Origin of the sequence: Cohnella pontilimi, assembly GCF_005049045.1 — a bacterium.
In the GTDB taxonomy this organism is placed as follows: Bacteria; Bacillota; Bacilli; order Paenibacillales; family Paenibacillaceae; genus Cohnella; species Cohnella pontilimi.
Genome location: NZ_SUPK01000001.1, coordinates 660782 through 677049 on the forward strand (window position 1 = coordinate 660782; position 16268 = coordinate 677049).

Annotated in this window: 15 protein-coding genes and 2 riboswitches; of the genes, 2 read left to right on the forward strand and 13 right to left on the reverse strand. The window is 55.1% G+C overall.

From position 1 onward, the window contains the following. Positions 1–81 precede the first annotated feature (81 nt). Entirely contained in the window at positions 82–1512 is a 1431-nt protein-coding gene (gene lpdA / locus E5161_RS03320) for a dihydrolipoyl dehydrogenase (RefSeq protein WP_136776233.1), read from the reverse strand. Positions 1513–1688: 176 nt separating this feature from the next. Between lpdA and E5161_RS03325 the strand changes: the two genes are divergently transcribed. Further along, positions 1689–2018: a DUF2627 domain-containing protein gene (locus E5161_RS03325; protein WP_136776234.1), complete on the forward strand. Its 330-nt coding sequence runs from the start codon at positions 1689–1691 to the stop codon at positions 2016–2018. Between the two features lie 441 nt (positions 2019–2459). On the opposite strand, the gene E5161_RS03330 is transcribed toward E5161_RS03325, so the two are convergent. Together E5161_RS03330 and E5161_RS03335 are read right to left on the reverse strand one after the other, a co-directional pair. Then, entirely contained in the window at positions 2460–2681 is a 222-nt protein-coding gene (locus E5161_RS03330) for a hypothetical protein (protein WP_136776235.1), read from the reverse strand. After that, the gene (locus E5161_RS03335) at positions 2678–3565 is read right to left on the reverse strand and encodes a D-alanyl-D-alanine carboxypeptidase family protein (protein WP_246042076.1); all 888 of its coding nucleotides are present in this window, start codon (positions 3563–3565) and stop codon (positions 2678–2680) included. The genes E5161_RS03330 and E5161_RS03335 overlap by 4 nt, the downstream gene beginning before the upstream one ends. Positions 3566–3753: 188 nt before the next feature. Here E5161_RS03335 and E5161_RS03340 point away from each other — a divergent pair, with 188 nt between their 5' ends. After that, the gene (locus E5161_RS03340; protein ID WP_136776236.1) at positions 3754–4122 is read left to right on the forward strand and encodes a VOC family protein; all 369 of its coding nucleotides are present in this window, start codon (positions 3754–3756) and stop codon (positions 4120–4122) included. A gap of 564 nt (positions 4123–4686) precedes the next feature. On the opposite strand, the gene E5161_RS03345 is transcribed toward E5161_RS03340, so the two are convergent. The 10 genes from E5161_RS03345 to spo0A all read right to left on the reverse strand — a co-directional run bounded on the left by E5161_RS03345 (position 4687) and on the right by spo0A (position 16250). Then, positions 4687–5793, reverse strand: a complete 1107-nt coding sequence (locus E5161_RS03345; RefSeq protein WP_246042077.1) for a sensor histidine kinase — start codon at positions 5791–5793, stop codon at positions 4687–4689. Continuing rightward, on the reverse strand, positions 5783–6481 hold the full coding sequence (locus E5161_RS03350) for a response regulator transcription factor (RefSeq protein ID WP_136776237.1): 699 nt from the start codon (positions 6479–6481) through the stop codon (positions 5783–5785). Before E5161_RS03350 ends, E5161_RS03345 begins: the two co-directional genes overlap by 11 nt. A 205-nt stretch (positions 6482–6686) precedes the next feature. Beyond that, positions 6687–7658 (reverse strand): NAD-dependent epimerase/dehydratase family protein, encoded by a 972-nt coding sequence (locus E5161_RS03355; RefSeq protein WP_136776238.1) that lies wholly within the window; start codon positions 7656–7658, stop codon positions 6687–6689. A 16-nt stretch (positions 7659–7674) separates the two neighbouring features. Beyond that, positions 7675–8868 (reverse strand): glycine C-acetyltransferase, encoded by a 1194-nt coding sequence (locus E5161_RS03360; RefSeq protein ID WP_136776239.1) that lies wholly within the window; start codon positions 8866–8868, stop codon positions 7675–7677. Positions 8869–9056: 188 nt separating this feature from the next. Next, positions 9057–9446, reverse strand: a complete 390-nt coding sequence (gcvH, locus tag E5161_RS03365) for a glycine cleavage system protein GcvH (protein ID WP_136776240.1) — start codon at positions 9444–9446, stop codon at positions 9057–9059. 64 nt (positions 9447–9510) lie between these two features. Beyond that, the gene (gene gcvPB / locus E5161_RS03370) at positions 9511–10965 is read right to left on the reverse strand and encodes an aminomethyl-transferring glycine dehydrogenase subunit GcvPB (RefSeq protein WP_136776241.1); all 1455 of its coding nucleotides are present in this window, start codon (positions 10963–10965) and stop codon (positions 9511–9513) included. Further along, positions 10962–12308: an aminomethyl-transferring glycine dehydrogenase subunit GcvPA gene (gcvPA, locus tag E5161_RS03375; protein ID WP_136776242.1), complete on the reverse strand. Its 1347-nt coding sequence runs from the start codon at positions 12306–12308 to the stop codon at positions 10962–10964. Before gcvPA ends, gcvPB begins: the two co-directional genes overlap by 4 nt. After that, positions 12305–13438, reverse strand: a complete 1134-nt coding sequence (gene gcvT, locus E5161_RS03380; protein WP_425456439.1) for a glycine cleavage system aminomethyltransferase GcvT — start codon at positions 13436–13438, stop codon at positions 12305–12307. Before gcvT ends, gcvPA begins: the two co-directional genes overlap by 4 nt. Positions 13439–13537: 99 nt before the next feature. Further along, positions 13538–13638: riboswitch (glycine riboswitch) on the reverse strand. Between the two features lie 3 nt (positions 13639–13641). Further along, positions 13642–13739: riboswitch (glycine riboswitch) on the reverse strand. A 123-nt stretch (positions 13740–13862) separates the two neighbouring features. Next, positions 13863–14951, reverse strand: coding sequence for a peptidylprolyl isomerase (locus E5161_RS03385; RefSeq protein WP_136776243.1), 1089 nt, complete (start codon positions 14949–14951; stop codon positions 13863–13865). A 483-nt stretch (positions 14952–15434) separates the two neighbouring features. Continuing rightward, a complete protein-coding gene (gene spo0A / locus E5161_RS03390) occupies positions 15435–16250 on the reverse strand; it encodes a sporulation transcription factor Spo0A (protein ID WP_136776244.1) in 816 nt (271 codons plus the stop codon). Positions 16251–16268: the final 18 nt, after the last annotated feature.

The following is a 16268-nucleotide window of genomic DNA, read 5'->3' on the forward strand; positions in this document are numbered from 1 at the left end:
AAAAAGAAACGCCCAACGGGAGAAGTGTGCCTCATCATCTCCTGTTGGCCGTAAGAAAGCCAAACTTTTGAAGCACGCCCGTCAGACGTGACCGCCGATACTGGACAAGCCGAGCATTGTTTCCTGCATCAATTCCGATAAAGTCGGATGCGGATGAATCGTCCGGCCGATTTCCCACGGCACCGCATCCAGCAGCTTCGCGAGCGAGGCTTCCGCAATGAGTTCCGTCGCGTGAGCGCCTACGAGGTGAACGCCCAGCAAATCGCCGGTTTCCGAATCCGCCACCGCTTTCGCGAAGCCCTCGCTCTCCCCGTATACCAGCGCTTTGCCGGATACCCGATACGGAACGCGCGCCGATTTGACCTTCAAGCCCGCTGCTTTGGCCGCCTCTTCGGTCCACCCGATGGATGCCGCTTCCGGCCGGGAATAAATGCATCGCGGAATGTCTCTATCCGCACAACGCACCGGTGTTCCGCCGGTCAAATGCTCCACCGCAACCGCCGCTTCGTGCATCGCCGCGTGGGCGAGCTGGACGCCGCCGATCGCATCGCCGATCGCATAAATATGCGGTTCGCCAGTCTGCAGCGTATCCGGATTGACCGAGATGAATCCGCCCAAACTCTTCACGTCGGTATTTTCCAGACCGATGCCTTCCACATTGCCCTGGCGTCCCACGGATACCATCATTCGCTGCGCCGACAACGTCACGGTTCCGCCGGTCGTTTCCGCCTCCACGGTCACCCCGTTTTCCGAGACGGAGCAGGTCGCGGCCTGCAGCTTGGCGCCCGTGATCACGCGCACGCCGCGCTTCGTAAGCGCCTTGGCGATTTCGCGGGACACATCTTTGTCTTCCGCCGGCAGCAGCCGGTCCGCCGTCTCGAGCAGCGTCACTTCCGTTCCGAAGTCACCCAACATGGACGCCCATTCCACACCGATCACACCGCCGCCGACAATCAGTACGGATGTCGGCCTGTCGCTCCACTCCAGCGCTTCGTCGCTTGTGACGACCGTGTGTCCGTCGTACGGCAAGCCTTCCAGCCGCCGGGGACGGGATCCCGTCGCGATAATCACGTGTTTCGGCACGACTGTCTCGGATTCGCCGTCCGCGAGTTCCACCGCCACGGCGCCGCTCTTCGGCGAGAAAATAGAAGGGCCGATAATTCTGCCGTTTCCGTTCAGAACTTGGATGCGATTTTGCTTCATCAAGGCCTGTACGCCCTTATACAGTTGTTCCACGATGTTGTTTTTGCGGGCCGTCACCGCGGTCCAGTCGACGGAAAATTCCGATGGGTTGACGGCGATGCCGTAATCGGTTGCATTTCGCAGCGTGGAGAATACTTCCGCACTCCGAAGAAGCGCTTTGCTTGGAATGCATCCTCGATGAAGACATGTTCCGCCGAGCTTATCTTTTTCGATAATGACGACGCTCTTGCCGGCTTGTGCCGCGCGCACGGCTGCCGTATAGCCGCCCGGTCCGCCGCCCAATACGGCGACGTCGGTTTCAATTGGCATGATAGTCCCTCCGCGATCGATTATCCTCGTAAACCCCATGAAAACTGGTTCATTTCCCCCTATTGTACCTTTTTTTCAGCCGGGAACAAACCAAAATGATCGTCACTGTTCGACCTTGCGTGGACAACCCTCTAGGAAAAAGGTATGATGAGAGAGAACAAAGGAGGGCCTTTTCCGTGAAACTCATCCTTTCGCGCCTGATCGCCATCCTGCTTCTGGTCATTCCCGGAATTGGCGCCGCTTACGGATTCTTGAAGATGAAAGACGCGATTTTCCGCTATTTCGCCGATATGGGCGACGTACATGTGCAAACTCCCCATTTTGATTGGTGGGGTTTTGTGCTCGGCTTTATATTGTTTTTGGTTGGTGTGGGGTTTATCGGCGGCTGGATTTTTTTCCGCGACCGCAAGCACAACTACTTGGCACCTCGCTTTCGCCCCAAGCGGCCCCGGCCGCCCCGCGCAAGCGATACTGAAAGCCAAGCGAGCGAGCGCCGCGCGGATTGAAGCGTATGGAAGAAAAAGAGAATAAAGTGTTTTGCTTAAAATGGCGGCCGTATTGGCCGCCATTTTATTTGGCTCAATAATGATGATGTTCAATTGGTCTTAGTATGCTAATATGGATATAAAAAGAAACTAAGGATGGAGCAGCTGCTGACATGCAATGGATTAAATTTATGTATAGACAATTTTTAAGGGAACCGCTGTGGTTTAAAATTTTAATTTCTACGTCTTTACTCCTCTCCATCCTATTTAGCAGTTCAATTTTTTCAGACAATCCGTTCTATCAAAGTATTGCCAAGTTAGCTGCGGCTATCTTCTTTTGTGCTTATGGGATCAAGATGCGGAGAAATCTGCAAACTTCTGTTATCTTTTTTGCACTCGCGGTTTTATGTATTTATTTAGCCTGGCACATTTTACAGAATAGCTGGATATAAAAGCGCTATTTCATTGTCCGCATTGCTTCAGAGCCCGTGATACAGCAACACGAAACAACTGCCGCTCCCGCTCCTGTACCTGGAGTCTCCAAAACTCTCCATCCCGATAAAGATCGGCCAAAGCCGCCTGCGCCGCTTGCAGAGCGCTTTTTTCTTCCTGCAGCATGTAGAAGCACACGCCGTAACAGTCCGCTTCCAAAGCGCGCAGCTCCGCTATCCGCTCATGATTCAAGCTTTGACCCTCCATCCGTAATCCAGCAGCTTTTTCGTCTCCTCGAACCTTGCCTCCGGCGTTGCCGTGCCCATGACCACCGTGATCAGACGCCTGCCGCCGCGCTCCGTTGTTCCTGCAAAACAGTAGCCTGCACGCTTCGTGTATCCCGTTTTGAGCCCGTCATTTCCTTTCGTGCCGAATCGTTGTCCGGGCAGCATTTCATTCGTCGTGCGCAGGGCCGTGGAAGAGCCTCTCCACAATGTTTCCGGCTTGCGCGTCGTGTCGAGCACTTCCGGATAGGACCGGATCAAATGTTCCGCCAGCAACGCGACATCCTTCGCCGTCATGACCGTATCTTCTTCGGCTGCCGCCGTGGCGAATCCTTTCAGATCACCGCTCGACAGGCCCGTCGCATTCGCAAACCGCGTGCCGCGGGACAAGCCGATGTCCCGGGCTTTCTTGTTCATGCGTTTCACGAAGGCAGTTTCCGTTCCCGCAATCTTCTCGGCCAACGCCACAGCCGCATCGTTGCAGGAGTGAATCGCCATCGCTTCGAACAATTCGCGGACAGTCGCCTTTTGACCGGCCTGCAAACCCATTCCCGCTCCCGCCACTCCGGCGGCATATTCACTAATCCGTACTTCGTCGCTCCATTTCATTTTACGGGCTTGTACGGCATCCAGTACCATAAGCTCGGTCATCATTTTGGACATGCTGGCTGGCGGAAGCGGTTCGTCCCCGTTATGTACGAACAACCACTCGCCGGTTCCGGCGTCCAGCATCACCGCGGATTCGGCCTCCATATGCAAACCCGCCGTTCCGCCTACATCCTTTTTCGCAAAATGTACGGTTGTCCAGCCGAGAAGCATAATAAGCGGCAGCAGCAGCCATACACGTTTCATTTTCCATTCCCTCCAACCATTCGCTTTCCTGTTTGTCAGTGTAGAGGAGTTTGTTTAAGGGAACCGCAACCATTTCATAATATTTCCTTAATATGAGATGAAGGAGTTCTAACGAGGTAATAATGCGAGTAGACAAATGACGCCGTTCTTGGGATGGCGTATAAACGTCCTTGAGGGGTGTGGATGGGATGCTCTATCAGTTTCTCGGAATCGATCACGTGCAGTTGGCGGCACCAAAAGGATCCGAAGAGCTAGCGAGAAAATTTTACGGCGAAACGCTGGGGATGGATGAGATTCCGAAGCCCGAAACGCTGAGAGTCCGCGGAGGCGTATGGTTTCAATGCGGCACGCATCAGGTGCATATCGGGGTGCAGGAGGATTTTGTCGCGGCGCGCAAAGCGCATCCGGCGTTCCACGTGCAAAACCTGGCGGATTTCCGCAAACATTTGCTCGGGCAAGACGTGAGGCTCCAGGACGACGACGCCTTGGAAGGTGCCGACCGGTTCTATGTGGACGACCCATTCGGCAACCGATTGGAATTTTTGGAGTGGCAGTAAGATGGCAGAGTATGTTTAAGCGGGTGTGGCCCGCTTAAGTCTCTCCGAAGCTGAGGTGGCGGTAGGTTTAAGCGGGTGTGGCCCGCTTAAGTCTCTCCGAAGCTGAGGTGGCGGTAGGTTTAAGCGGGTGTGGCCCGCTTAAACGCCAAAAACCCGCAAAGCGAGAGCTTTGTTTTACGGCACATAGTGCTCTCTGCTACCTATTTCCCTCGATCGGATGGGTTTGAACGGTACGTAGTAGCTCTCTGCTACCTATTTCCCTCGATTGGATGGTTTTGCACGGTACGTAGTAGCTCTCTGCTACCTATTTCCCTCGTTTGGCTGGGTTTACTCGGTGCGTAGTAGCACGCTGCTACTTATTCTCCTCGATCGGCTCGGTTTGCTCGATGCATAGTAGCACGCTGCTACTTATTCTCTTCGTTCGGCTGGGTTTGCTCGATGCATAGTAGCACGCTGCTACTTATTCTCTTCGTTCGGCTGGGTTTGCTCGATGCATAGTAGCACGCTGCTACTTATTCCGCTCAATCATCCGGGTTTGCACGGTACATTGCAGCTCTGTGCTGCTTATTCTCGACGAATCTCCGACATCAACGGAAACCGGACTTCGAACAACGTACAGCGGTCGTCGCTGGCCGCGCGAATCGAGCCTCCGTGTTTTTCGACCAGACCCTTCGCGATCGCCAGCCCGAGGCCGGAGCCGCGCTCGTTGCCGGTACGGGATTTGTCGACCCGGTAAAACCGATCGAACAAATACGGAAGATCCCCTGCCGGAATCGGTTCGCCATAGTTGATCACTTCCGACACTGCGTGGCCGGCTTCGACGCGCAGCCGGATGTCGACTTTGCCGCCATCCCGTCCGTAGGTCATGGCATTCGCCAGCAAGTTTTCGAAGATGCGCACGAGTTTGTCGGGATCGGCCCATACGCGGATCGCTCCAGTATCCGTATGCAGATGTCCTTGCATGCCGGCCTCCTCAAGCGGCAGCCGATAATGTTCAAGCAACTGGTTCATCAGTTCGACGAGATTGACGTGTGTGTTTCGCAAAGGCAGGTTGCCGCCGCTCATCCGCGTGTATTCAAACAAATCGTTAATCAGCGAATTGAGGCGCTGCGCCTTCGCGTGAGCGATTTGCACATAATGGCGGAGCTCGATTTCGTCGCGGTACCGGTCCTGATCGATCAGCCCCAAGTATCCGATGATAGAGGTCAGCGGCGTACGCAAATCGTGCGACACGTTCGTAACGAGCTCGTTTTTGGATCGTTCCGCTTTCCGCTCCTCCTCCATCGACCACTTGAGCCGGCCGACCAGCAGGTTCATATTTTCCGCGAGCAGCTTCACTTCGTTGTTTTGCCGGACTGGTATTTCATCGTTGAAATTTCCTTGGGCAATATGCTCCACCGATTCGCTTATTTCCTGGATATACCGGAAGCGGCGCCAGTTCAACAACACCATAAACAGCAGAAAAAAACAGAAGCTGCCCATCACGTAAACAGGAACCGTACCGAATGTGCGAAGCAGACTGTGTGCCATACTCCGGAAACCGTAAAAGCCTTGAGAGACCTGCTCCAGGACGACAATCAGCAGTCCGAAGCTTAGAATGCCAAGCACAATGCTCAGCAAAATTTGCCCGATCAACCGCCGCACCAATTTCCATGCGATGCTAGACGTCAATTTTGTAGCCGACCCCCCAAACCGTAGTGATCAGCTTGTTGCCTGTTTCCTGCTCCAGCTTGTCCCGAAGCTTGCTGATATGCACCATCACCGTGTTGTTGGATTCGAAATATTTCTCTTTCCACACTTGCTGGAAAATATCTTCCGCACTGAACACCCGGCCGGGATGGCCCGCGAGCAAATGTAAAATCCCGAATTCCGTCGAGGTCAGCTTGATCGTCCGCCCGTCGAACTCCGCGGTGTGAGTGGCCTTATTAATCGTCAGCCCATGGATCCTGAGTACGGCGGACCCATCGGCCGATTCCGGTGAAACCGGGCTGTATCGGTACGCCCTTCTAAGCAGCGATTTGACCCTCGCCGTCAGCTCCAGAGGATGAAAGGGTTTGACTAAGTAATCGTCTGCGCCCGTCATCAGACCCAAAATTTTATCCATGTCCTCCGCCTTGGCGCTCAGCATGAGAATCGGAATTTCCGCTTTTTCCCGTATACGCCGGCATGCTTCTAAGCCGTCCATTCGCGGCATCATGACGTCGAGCACCACGAGATGGAATTCAGAAGCCGCCAGCTTGTCCAGCGCTTCTTGGCCGTCATGCGCCAGTTCGGTTTCATAACCTTCGTTTTTCAAATAGATGGCCACAAGACCGGCGATTTCTTTGTCGTCGTCCACGATCAAAATACGGTGATCCACCCGATGTCCCTCTCCCTGCCGCTTGATCTTGTCTCCACTTTACCCGATCGACCCGGCTTTGTCTCCGGGCCAGGCGCAATCTTCACAAATCCTAAGGTATTCTTTAGAAAAAAGTAAAAACGACTTCGTCGTCCTCGCGGCACATAGAAGTCGTTTTTATCGAAGACCTAACCGCCGAACGCTCGCGCATTCAACGGATCCTGCATCATCCGAAATTTACTTGCTGGCCTGGAGCGGCTTTCGCTTGCAGGTGAACCAGCATGTCTTCCGTCATCCGGTCCAAATCGTACACCGGCCGGAAATTCCACTCTTCGCGGGCGGCCGTGGAATCGATGGCATCCGGCCAGCCTTCGGCAATCGCCTGACGGACGGGATCGATCCGATAGGTCAGTTCAAAATTCGGCAAATGCGCGCGGATGCTGGCCGCGATCGTTTCCGGATCGACGCTCATCGCCGTGACGTTAAAGGCGTTCCGATGCTTGAGCCGTGAGGCGTCGGCTTCCATCAGTTGGATGACCGCCTCGATCGCATCCGGCATATACATCATGTCGAGGAACGTTCCTTTGTCGATATAGGAGGTGTACCGGCCGGTCCGAACGGCTTCCTCGTACATTTCCACCGCGTAATCGGTCGTTCCGCCGCCCGGAGGAGCCGAATGAGAAATGAGTCCCGGGAAGCGGAGTCCCCGCGTGTCGACGCTGTATTTATGAAAATAGTAGTCGCAGAGTAACTCTCCCGACACCTTGTTGATGCCATACATCGTCAGCGGCCGCTGAATCGTGTCTTGAGGTGTAGCGATTGTCGGGGCACCCGTTCCGAACGCCGCGATCGAGCTGGGTGTAAAAAGCTGGCAGCGCAGCTCTCTCGCAGCTTCCAGCGCGTTGAGCACCCCGCCCATGTTCAGATTCCAGGCGAGGAGAGGCTTGTATTCCGCAGTGGCCGACAACAGCGCGGCAAGGTGAAGAACGGCGTCGGCCCCGAACTCCTTGACCGTCTCCCCGAACGCGGCGGCGTCCGAGACGTCGAGCAGCCGGAACGGACCGCCTAACGCGGCTTCGCTGTCATTTTGGCGAATATCCGTCGCAAGGACGGCGTCCGTTCCATAAACTTGGCGCAGCCGAACAGTCAACTCAGAACCGATCTGACCGAGCGCGCCTGTGATCATAATTCTCTTCATCGTCTGCCTCCGCCCCTTAGCCGATCAATCCGAGCTCGCGCCCCACTTTTTCGTACGCCGTCAGCGCCCGGTCCAACATCTCCGTCGTATGCGCGGCGGTCGGCATGTTGCGCACACGGCCGGTGCCTTTCGGAACAGTCGGAAAAACAATGGCTTTGGCGTAAACGCCTTCCTCATACAGCCTGCGGCTGAACTTCTGGGTCGTTTCCTCGTCGCCGATGATGCAAGGGGTAATCGGCGTTTCCGTACGGCCGACGGAAAATCCGAGCTGCTTCAATCCTTTTTGCAAATAAGCCGCATGCTCCCATAACCGATCCTGCAGCTCTTGGCTGCTCTGGATCACTTCGATTGCTGCGATACATGCCGCCACAGCCCCTGGAGTCGCCGCCGTAGAGAACAAGAACGGACGGCTGCGCACCTTCAGCCAGTCAATCAAGCTTTGTCTGCCCGCCACGTAACCTCCGACGACGCCGACCGCCTTCGACAGCGTGCCGATTTGAAAGTCGATCCGGTCCGACAGGCTAAAATGTTTCACGGTTCCTGCGCCGCCGCCGAGCACACCCGTTCCATGCGCATCATCGACGTAAGTGATGAGATCATACGTTTCGGCAATCTCCGCAATGTCGGGCAGCTTGGCGATATCGCCATCCATCGAGAACACGCCGTCCGTGATTACCATCATTTTTTCGTATTTACCCGACTCTCTCGCCTCACGAGCTTTGCGCCGTAAATCGTCCATATCCGAATGGGCGTAGCGAATAACCGCCGACTTCGTCAGCCGGCACCCGTCGATGATCGACGCGTGATTCAATTCGTCCGAGAGAATGGCGTCCTTGTCTCCCATGACCGCGGAAATCGCCGCCATGTTGCAGTTAAAGCCGGATTGGTACGAGATGGCGGCTTCCGTATGTTTGAAAGCGGCCAGCTTCTCCTCCAGTTCATCATGCAGCGACAGCGTACCGTTAATGGTGCGTACGGCCCCGCTTCCGGCACCGAATTTGAGGGTCGCCTGAATGGCCGCGTTTTCAAGTCTCGCATCGGTCGACAACCCCAAATAGTTGTTGGACGAAAGATTCACAAACTCTTTGCCCTTGATATGAATGACAGGTCCGTTAGAGCTCTCTAAAGGTTCAATCGTGTTATATAGACCCTGTGCTTTCAATTCGGCGATATTTTTCTCCAGAAAAGCTTCCAATGATTTGCTCGCCATATTACCTTCCTCCCAGCGGTAGGCGTCTCATGAAAACGGAGATGATCGCCTGACTCTTGAAATATATTCCGGACCGTCTCCAATCCGTACGCCTTCTATGCTAACCCTTACCCCAAAATGCGACGAACAGCGCCCTTCACGCTGCGTGCGGTAAGGGCGCTTGCCAGTTTGCCGGATATTGCTCCACGTCAGTCCGCGATGGCCCGGTACTGATCCGGTGTGAGCAGCTTGCTCAGTGCTTCGTCCAAGCTTCCGTCGATCTCCACTTCCAAAATCCAACCGTCTTCATACGGGGAGGTATTGACGATTTCCGGGGCGTCGACCAGCTTGTCGTTCACACCGACCACTTTCCCGCTGACCGGAGAGTAAAGCTCGGATACGGTTTTGACCGATTCGATCGAACCGGCGCTGTCGCCCGCCACGACGGTGGATCCGACCTCCGGCAGCTCGACGAATACGATGTCGCCGAGCTGGCATTGCGCGTGATCGGTAATGCCTACGCGTACGATTTGGCCTCCGGCGGGCAGCGCCCACTCATGTTCTTCGCTATAAAACAAATGATCTCTTACCTCGCTCATCGGTTACGCCTCTTTTCTTGGAATGGGAAATGAAACCACGAAAAAGTCGTTTGTAACGGTCAAGTCAGCAAGAGCAGTTGAGCACCGGCTTGCGGGCGGCCGTCGCTTCGTCCAGCCGCTTCACAATTGTCGTATATGGCGCGTTCAGCACGAGCTGGGGATCGGACTCCGCCTCCCGGGCGATTTGAATCATCGTATCGATGAAAGCATCCAGCGTCTCCTTGCTTTCCGTTTCGGTCGGTTCGATCATGATACATTCCTCTACGTTCAGCGGAAAGTAAACGGTTGGCGGATGATAGCCGAAATCCAGCAGCCGTTTGGCGACGTCAAGGGTACGCACGCCGTATTCCTTCAGCCGTTTGCCCGACAACACGAATTCATGTTTGCAGACGCCGGGGTACGGAACTTCAAAATGCGGCGCCAGACGCTTCAACATGTAGTTGGCGTTCAGAACGGCATTTTCGGACACTTGCCGGAGACCTTCGGGGCCGTATGTGCGAATATAAGTATAGGCGCGCACGAGAATGCCGAAGTTTCCGTAATACGCTTTGACGCGGCCGATCGAATCGGGACGATCCGTGTCCCAATAGTAGGTTCCGTCTTCTCTGCGGCCTACGACCGGTTTCGGCAGGAACGGGATCAGCCGGCTCTTCACCCCGACCGGTCCGGCGCCCGGACCTCCGCCTCCGTGCGGCGTGCTCATCGTTTTGTGCAAATTCAAATGCACGACGTCGAAGCCCATGTCGCCCGGTCGGGTAATGCCCATAATGGCGTTCGAATTCGCTCCGTCGTAGTACAGCAAGCCGCCGGCATCGTGAATGATTTGGGCGATTTCCTCGATCTGCTGTTCGAACAGTCCCAGCGTATTCGGATTCGTCAGCATCAGCGCCGCCGTGTCGCTTCCGACCGCCGCGCGCAGCTGATCCAGATCTACCAATCCGCGGGCGTTGGACGGAATCGTAACCGTTTCGTAGCCGGCGACGGTCGCGCTCGCCGGGTTCGTTCCGTGCGAGGAGTCTGGCACGATGACCTTGGTGCGTTTCTCGCCGCGGCTTTCATGATAAGCCCGGATGAGCATCAATCCCGACCATTCCCCATGCGCGCCCGCTGCTGGCTGCAACGTGACCTGATCCATCCCGGACAGGGCCGCCAAGTCGTTCTGAAGCGTATATAGCAGCTCGAGTGCGCCTTGAATGCTCTCTTCCGGCTGATAAGGATGGATTTTGGCGAAACCGGGCAGCCGGGCGACGTCCTCGTTAATTTTCGGATTGTATTTCATCGTGCAGGAGCCGAGCGGATAAAACCCGTTGTCGATACCGAAATTTCTCCGGGACAGCTCGGTGTAGTGACGAATGACATCCACCTCATACACCTCAGGCAGCGACGCCGGTGTCTCTCGAAGCATGCTTTGCGGAATGACGGAGGCTGGTTCGATATCCGGAACGTCGCACTCCGGCAGCGAGTACGCCACACGGCCCGGTTGACTGAGTTCGAAGATCAGCGCTTTTTCCGGCTTCATACGGCACATGCCTCCCATTCGCGGACAAATTCTTCGATTTCTTTCTTCGTTCTGCGTTCCGTAACCGCAACCAGCATATGGCCTTTCAGTTCCGGGTAGTGGACGCCCAAGTCATAACCGCCGATATAGCCGGCTTCGAGCAGCTTCGCGTTGACGGCTTTGACGTCGGCGTTCGCAGGTAATTTCACGACGAATTCATTAAAGAACGGCGCCGAGAATGCCTGCGATCCGGCCGGGAATTGGCTTGCGGCATAATGCGCTTTGCGCATGTTTTGCAGCGACACTTCCTGCATGCCGGATTTGCCCATCACCGACATATATACCGATGCGCACAGGGCAAGCAGCGCTTGGTTCGAGCAAATGTTCGAAGTCGCTTTTTCCCGGCGGATGTGCTGTTCTCTCGCCTGGAGGGTGAGCACATAACCTCTCTTGCCGTCGCGGTCCGTCGTCTGACCGACAATACGGCCGGGAATTCTGCGCATGAGCGGTTCCGATACCGCGAAGAAACCGCACGTCGGCCCACCGAGGGAGGTCGGAATGCCGAGCGGCTGGGCGTCCCCGACCACCACGTCGGCTCCGAGCTTGCCGGGAGACTCCAGCAGTCCGAGCGACATCGGATTCACGCTCATGACCAGCAGTCCTTTTTGCGCGTGAATCAGCGGTTCGATCGCCCGGATATCTTCCAGGCATCCGAAGAAATTCGGCGTCTGCACGAGTACGGCGGCTGTCTGATCGTCGACGGCGTTCTCCAGCTGTTGCAAATCCGTGACGCCGTTACGGAAGCCGACCTCTACCACTTCCAAATCCAAGCCTCGCGCCGTCGTCCGCACAATTTCCCGGGCTTCCGGATGAACGGTCCGGCTAATGACGATCTTGTTGCGCTTCGTGGCCCCGTGTGCCAGCGCGGCGGCTTCCGCGAGTGCGGTGGCGCCGTCGTACATACTGGCGTTCGCCACCTTCATTCCGGTCAGTTCACAAATATAGGATTGAAATTCGAAAATAGCCTGCAGCTCGCCCTGGCTGATTTCCGGCTGGTAAGGGGTGTAGGCGGTATAAAATTCCGATCGGGAGATGACATGCTGAATCACGACGGGAATATGGTGGTCATAAATGCCTGCACCGAGAAAACTCGTGAAGCGATCGGAATCGGCATTTCGGTCGGAGAGGCGGCGCATATGCTTCAGCATGCCGGGTTCGTCGAGTGCGGGTGATATCGGCAAAACGCCGTTATACCGCACGGAAGCCGGAATATCCGCAAACAGCTCTTCGACGGAGTTTACGCCGACGGTTGCCAGCATTTCGGCGCGATCGCGGTCGGTCATCGGCAAATATCGGTGTTTCATCCGTTTTCCGCTCCTTCATCTTTCGGTTTCGTCCGTTTGTAGAATGGCGTCGGCACCACTTCGGCTTTGAGCTTTTTCCCTCTGATATCGACCCACACTTCCGTGTGCAACGCGGTGTGGGAAATCTCAAGCAGCGCCAATCCCAGATTCCGCTTCAGGGTTGGAGACTGTGTGCCGGTGGTCACTTCTCCGATTTGACGGCCGTCTTCCGCATGCACCGTATAATGGGCGCGAGGAATGCCGCGATCGATCATTTCGATGCCGACGAGTTTTCGCTGCAGTCCCGCGGTTTTCTGGGCGACCAAGGCATCCCGGCCGATAAAATCGCCTTTGCCCGGTTTCACGAACATGCCGAGTCCCGCTTCCAGAGGAGAAATCGTGTCCGAGAGCTCTTGCCCGTACAAAGGAAGCCGGGCTTCAAACCGCAGCGTATCCCGCGCTCCGAGACCGGCGGGGATGAGCCCGTCGGAGACGCCGGCAGCCAGCAGACCTTGCCAGAGAACCGGCGCGTCCGCCGCCTCGCAATAAATCTCGAATCCGTCTTCCCCGGTGTATCCGGTACGGGAAACCAGCGCTTTCCGTCCGCACACGAGAACACCGTCCTGAAAATGAAAAGGCTGAATCCTTTTCAAATCGGACTCCGTGACGCGGCTCAAAATGTTTTCCGCCGCCGGACCCTGCAACGCGAGCAGCGCCATATCCGCCGACCGGTCGCGCAAGGTGACGCCTTTCGGCAGCCGTTCGTGCAGCCATGCAAAATCTTTGGCGATATTGGAGGCGTTTACAACAATCAGAAAACGATCCTCCGACAACTTATACACCAACAGATCGTCCACGACTCCGCCATTCGGATAACACATAAGCGTGTACTGCGCCTGATTGGGCAACAGCCGGCTTACATCGTTGGTGGTCATTCGCTGCAGGAAAGCTTCGGCTACCGGTCCGGTTACTTCGAACTCGCCCATATGGGAGACGTCGAACAATCCCGCCCCGCTCCGAACCGCATCATGTTCACGCTGAATGCTGTAAAATTGCACCGGCATTTCCCAGCCGCCGAAATCAATGCAGCGTACGGCCGGCATGTCTTCACCTTGATAGTAAGGAAACAGCGGCGTTCTTTGCAGACTCACTCGGATCACCTCTCACCTTGGATGAAGGAAACAAAAAAAAGGACAGGTCAAAAGGATAGCCGAATACACGCGCGTGGACGCGCGTATTCGATCCTTTCGCTCTGTCCTGGGTACCTGAGAGTTGCCTTGCATCTGCCGTGGCGTTGTTCGGCTGCAAGTTTCCCCGTTGGTGATCCCGAATATCGGGATTCTCTCCAGAGTTGCGTCCGGCAGAGGTCCTTTTGCCTGAGAGATTCACCCCGAGGGCTTACTCCTTCGGCGTTACCTGATTACAAGCGGTAATCTCTCCCGCTGCCTTCATCCGCTTATTCGATTGTCACGCCAGTCGTACTTCCATTATAAACAATAATATCCAGACGCGGTCAACGAATAATTTATGAAATCTATAAATCATGACGGATTGCGACAGCGGGCGCGTTCATTCTTACTGGCCTGATGCGGCTGCGGTCGGCGCCGGAGCGGACGCGGGGGCAAGCAGGTTTTCGTAATGGTAAGCTTTCTTCTGCTTGTCCAGCCAATCGCCGATCAAACTTTGCAGATGTTCGTCCAAATATCGGTTTTTCACTTGCTCCTTTACTTGGTCGTACGAAGGTGTCACGGCCGGTTTTTTATCGGTCAGTTTGATGATATGAAAACCGTTCGGCGACTCGACGACACCGCTGATTTCTCCCACATTCAGCTTGAACGCGGCCGTCTCAAACTGTTCGTTCATTTCGCCATGGCCGAAGTAATTCAAGTCGCCCCCGTCGTCCTTGCTCCCGGGATCGGTAGATTTTTGCTTCGCGAGCGTGGCGAAATCCGCACCCTTCTTGAGTTCGGCCAGCACGGCATCCGCTTCCGCCTTAGTCGCGAGCAAAATATGCGAAGCGCGGACCTTCTCGGCTGTGCCGAAGTCGGCTTTGTTGTCCTCGTAATATTTCTTCAACTGATCTTCGGTCGGCTTGATTTCGGGCTCGAAAATTTTCCGCAGCTTCACTTGAATCGCAATTTGCTCTTTCAAGTTATCCAGCGTCATGTTACTTTGCTGCAAGGCGGAATTGAATTCATCCTCGGAAGGGAACCCCTTCTTGTAGTTGTCGATTTCGCCTTGAATGTCCGCGTCGCTCACTTTTGCATTCACCTTTTGCGCCTCAAGGTCGATCAACTTCAGGGCCATCAAATTGTCCACTCTCGAACCGGCTTGTTCAGCTCCCATCTGCTTCAACAAGTCGTCGTACAAATCGGCTTTGGTGATCGTGGCCCCGTCCATTTTGGCGAGGACTTCGTTCATGGCGGTGTTCTTGGGATTGAGCACCACGACCAGAATGAGCGCAGCCAGAGCCAACAGCGCTATGCCAATCCACAGCCAGTTGAGCGGGAATTTACGTTCCGGTTCTGCGCGCAAGCTTTTCAGCTCCACCGCCTCCGCGGCAGCAGCTGCTTGACGCATTCCCTCTGTTGCTTCGTTTATCGGATTTTCCGGCAATCCCGCATCATTTTGCGGTTCCACCGGCTTGTTATCATTTTCGTTCATTCCCTGGTTTCCTCCTCATATTGACTACCGACTTGTCCACTATATCAAACGCCGGTCTCGCTGTACCTTAAAGGCAGGTAAAAAAGGGATTAAAATTTCTTCACGTTCGAATTCGCAGTATGTCGTTACAGCAAGGCCTTATTTTCTAGCCAAAAATGAACCAAAGGGCACCCGCTTGGGGGCGCCCCTCGTGTTGGTTAGTGATTGTTGCCGGATGAGTTGCCTTTTTTGTCCGAAGTCCTCGTTGTGGTGTTCTTTCTTCCGTGTCCTTGCTGCTTAGATCCCATTGGTTTTATGTCTCCCTCCTGGTTGCCAGGTTAAGGGATAGGGTGCGCAGTTTCACGGTCTATATGTTACCCGGTAGTCAGGCCTCCCCACTGCCACAATTCCTTCTGTCTGCCGACAAACGGAAAAAGATCGAGCAAATACGCCCGATCTTAGTCTGCAATAATCTTGGTAAATGTGCATTAACACGTCGCCCGTTTAGCTCACCTTATGCTCGATGCGCAGCTTGTCGGCCACCATCGCGATAAACTCGCTGTTGGTCGGCTTCGACTTGGCGATGTTGATCGTGTAGCCGAACAGATGGCTGATGCTGTCGATGTTGCCGCGCGTCCAGGCGACTTCAATTGCATGGCGAATCGCGCGCTCGACGCGGGAAGGAGTCGTTTTGAACTTTTCAGCTATAGCTGGGTAGAGAGTCTTCGTGATGGCGCCGAGGATCTCGATGTTGTTGTAGACCATCGTGATCGCTTCGCGCAAGTACTGATAGCCCTTGATGTGCGCAGGAACACCGATCTCGTGGATGATGCTCGTAATGTTGGCGTCCAAGTTTTTCGGTTTGCCGATGGCCACCACATTGTTGGAGCGCATACCGCCGCCGTTGCTCACGGAGCTCGACACGGAAGCCGGTGCTGCTGCGCCGGCCAGCTGTCGGATCCGGTTCGCCAGCACGTCCATGTCGAACGGCTTCAGTATGTAATAGGAGGCACCTAATTGAACCGCGCGCTGCGTGATGTTTTCTTGGCCGAACGCCGTGAGCATGATGATCTTAGGCATCGGGGACAAGTTCAAGTCCCGAAGCTTCTCGAGAACGCCCAAGCCGTCCAAATGCGGCATTATGATATCAAGGATCATGACGTCCGGTACACGACGGGAATCCTCGAGCTGACGTATGACCTCTTCCCCGTTATAAGCGACTCCGATGACCGTCATATCATCCTGTTCTTGGATATACTCAGATAAAAGGTTCGTGAATTCTCGGTTGTCGTCTGCAAGAAAAACTTCGATCCGTTGCAATGTCAGGTCCTCCCTTTC